At 74.7% G+C, this 3136-nt stretch carries 2 protein-coding genes; both read left to right on the top strand.

Annotation, left to right across the window (positions count from 1 at the left end):
• The coding region (locus ACSNOC_RS27355) for an alpha/beta hydrolase (protein ID WP_436750264.1) at window positions 1–1405 on the top strand (1405 nt) is incomplete at its 5' end.
• A gap of 21 nt (window positions 1406–1426) precedes the next feature.
• Window positions 1427–3064 carry an alpha/beta hydrolase gene (locus ACSNOC_RS27350; RefSeq protein ID WP_436750263.1) on the top strand — a complete coding sequence of 546 codons (1638 nt, stop codon included), beginning with the start codon at window positions 1427–1429 and terminating at the stop codon, window positions 3062–3064.
• The last annotated feature ends 72 nt before the right edge of the window (window positions 3065–3136 follow it).

Below are 3136 nucleotides of genomic sequence, written 5' to 3'. Positions count from 1 at the left end.
CGCCGCACCGGCCCCGATCCAGGGCACCGGCCCGGCCCCCGGCCCCGAGTGGGAGTGCGCCGCCCTGACCGTTCCGCTCGACTACGCAGACCCCGGCAACGGCGAGACCGTGGACATCGCCCTCATCCGGACCCGTTCGTCCGCACCGGCCTCCCGCATCGGCTCCCTCGTCTTCAACTTCGGCGGCCCCGGTGCCTCCGGCGTCGCCACCCTCCCCCGGGTCGCCGACCGCTACACCGGGCTCCGGGCGGGGTACGACCTGGTGAGCTTCGACCCGCGCGGCGTCGGCGCCAGCGGGGGCGTCGTCTGCCGCACCGGCCCCGAACTCGACGCCGCCGCCCAGGAGAATCACGGCCCGCCGGCCTCCCCGGCCGGGGAACGCGCCCTCCTGGCCGAGCTGCGCGCGTACGCCGAGGACTGCGCACAGGGCGCGGGACGGCTGCTGCCGCACCTCACCACCGAGAACACCGCCCGCGACCTCGACCTGCTGCGCCACGTCCTCGGCGACGACCAGCTCCACTACTTCGGCGTCTCCTACGGCACCAGGCTCGGCGCGGTCCACGCCCACCTCTTCCCCCGGCGCGTCGGCCGCACCGTCCTGGACGCCGTCGTGGACCCCACCCGTGACCTCGTCCAGCGCGCGCTGCTCCAGACCGAGGGCTTCCAGCTCGCCCTCGACGGCTACCTCGCGGACTGTGCCCCGGACGCCGGCTGCCCCACCGGCACCGCCACCGGCGACCCCGCGTACGCCGTCCTGACCGGCCTGCTGGACGGCCTGCGCGCGCGGCCCCTGCCCACCGCGACGGACCGCGACCTCACCCAGGGCCTCGCGGTCGGCGCCCTGCTCGCGCTGCTCTACTCCGAGGACTCCTGGCCCTACCTCACCCAGGCCCTGCGCCAGGCCCTCGACGAGGGCCGCGGCGACCTGCTGCTGGCCGCCGCCGAGCAGTACAACGGCCGGGACGAGCAGGGCCGTTACCGCAACCTCCAGGCCGCCAACAACGCCGTCACCTGCGCCGACTTCGCCTCCCGCCCGACCCTGGAGACCGTGCGCGAGCAGCAGGACGCGTTCGCCGCGGCCTCGCCCGTCTTCGGCCCGCACCTGGTGTGGTCCCTGCTGTCCTGCTCGGCCTGGCCGGTGACCGGCGCGAGCGACCGGCCCGAGGTCTTCGTGGACGGCGCCCGCACCGTCCTGCTGCTCGCCACCACCGGCGACCCGGCCACCCCCTACGAGGGCGCCGAGCGCATGCGCGAGGCCATGGGTGGTCCCGGGGCGGCGGCCCTGCTCACCTACGACGGGGAAGGCCACGGCGCCTACTCCTCCGGCGACCCCTGCGTCACCGCCGCCGTGGACGCCCACCTTCTCTCAGGAGCCACACCGGCCGACGGTACTGTCTGCACCTGACACTCATCCCACCGAGGAATCATGACCAGAACTCCGCGCCGCCCCCTCATCGTCTCCACCGCCACCGCCCTGGCCGCCGCCCTGCTGGCCGGCGCGTGCTCCGGGGGCGGCCCGGGCGACGACTCCGCGCGCGGCGGCGACCCGCCGGAGGAGTCCATACCCCTGGCCGACACCTACCCCGGCCTCCCCGACGAGCTGGCCCGGCAGCGCCTGAGCTGGGACCGCTGCCCCGGCCCCACCACCCTCCAGGGCGCCGACGGCGGCCGGCCCAACCAGCTGGCCGACGGCACGCCCTGGCAGTGCGCGGACCTCACCGTTCCGCTGGACTACGACGACCCCGCGGGCGAGACCATCGAGATCGCCCTCATCCGCGCGGTGACCTCCGCGCCCGACGACGAGCGGATCGGCTCGCTCGTCTTCAACTTCGGCGGCCCCGGCGCCTCCGGCGTCGCCACCCTGCCGAGCCTGGCCGAGGACTACGAGACGCTGCGCGACGGCGGGTTCGACCTGGTCAGCTTCGACCCGCGCGGCGTCGGGGAGAGCGCGGGCGTCGTCTGCTTCAGCGGCGACGAACGGGACGCCGCCGCCGAGCGGCTGCCCGGCCCGCCCGAGACCCCGGCCGAGGAACAGGTCTACGAGGACATCGAGGCCGACTACGTCGCGGCCTGCCAGGAGCACTCCGGCGACGTGCTGCCGCACGTGGGCACCGCCGACGCCGCCCGCGACATGGACCTGCTGCGCCACGTCCTCGGCGACGAGAAGCTCCACTACTTCGGCATCTCCTACGGCACCGAGCTGGGCGCCACCTACGCCCACCTCTTCCCGGAGCACATCGGCCGCACCGTCCTGGACGCGGTGGTGGACCCCCTGGCCGACCCGGTGCAGGGCACCCTCAACCAGGCCGCCGGCTTCCAGCTCGCGTTCGACCACTACCTGGCCGACTGCACGGCGCGGCCCGGCTGCCCGCTCGGGGACACCCCGGCCGAGGCCACCGAGACACTGACGCGCGTGCTGGACCACCTCGGGGACGACCCGATGCCGACCCTCGACCCCGACGGCCGGGAGCTGACGGCGGACCAGGCGGTCACGGGCATCGCCGCCACCCTGTACTCCCACGAGAGCTGGGAGTACCTGACCACGGCGCTGGAGCAGCTCATGGCCGGCTCCGGCGACACGCTGCTGGCCTTCGCCGACGCGCTCAGCGGCCGGGACAGCGCGGGCGAGTACAGCAACCAGTCCGACGCCCAGACCGCCGTCACCTGCGCCGACTACGCGTACGGCGTGGACGTCGACGAGGTCGACGCGTACCGCGAGGACTTCCTCGAAGCGTCCCCCGTCTTCGGCGCGTACATGGTCTGGGGCGTCACCGGCTGCGAGGGCTGGCCGGTGACCGGCGCGACGACCGGGACGCCGGACTTCCGCGTCGAGAACCCGGCCTCCCCCATCCTGCTCGTCGGCACCACCGGCGACCCGGCCACCCCCTACGAGGGCGCCGGGCACATGCAGGAGGCCATGGGCGGCGAGGACGTCGCCACGCTCCTCACCTTCGACGGCGAGGGCCACGGCGCCTACAGCCCCGACCGCGCGTGCGTCGCGGACGCGGTCGACGCGCACCTGCTGAGGGGCGACACCCCGGAGAACGGCCGGGTCTGCGGCTAGTGTCCTGAGTCGGAGATTCGTCGGCAGTAGGTGGCGACCTTGTCGAGGATTTCGTCGGCGGTTTTGGTCCAG

Origin of the sequence: Streptomyces sp. URMC 129, assembly GCF_051386415.1 — a bacterium.
GTDB lineage: Bacteria > Actinomycetota > Actinomycetes > Streptomycetales > Streptomycetaceae > Streptomyces.
This window is presented reverse-complemented; position numbering and strand designations above follow the sequence as displayed.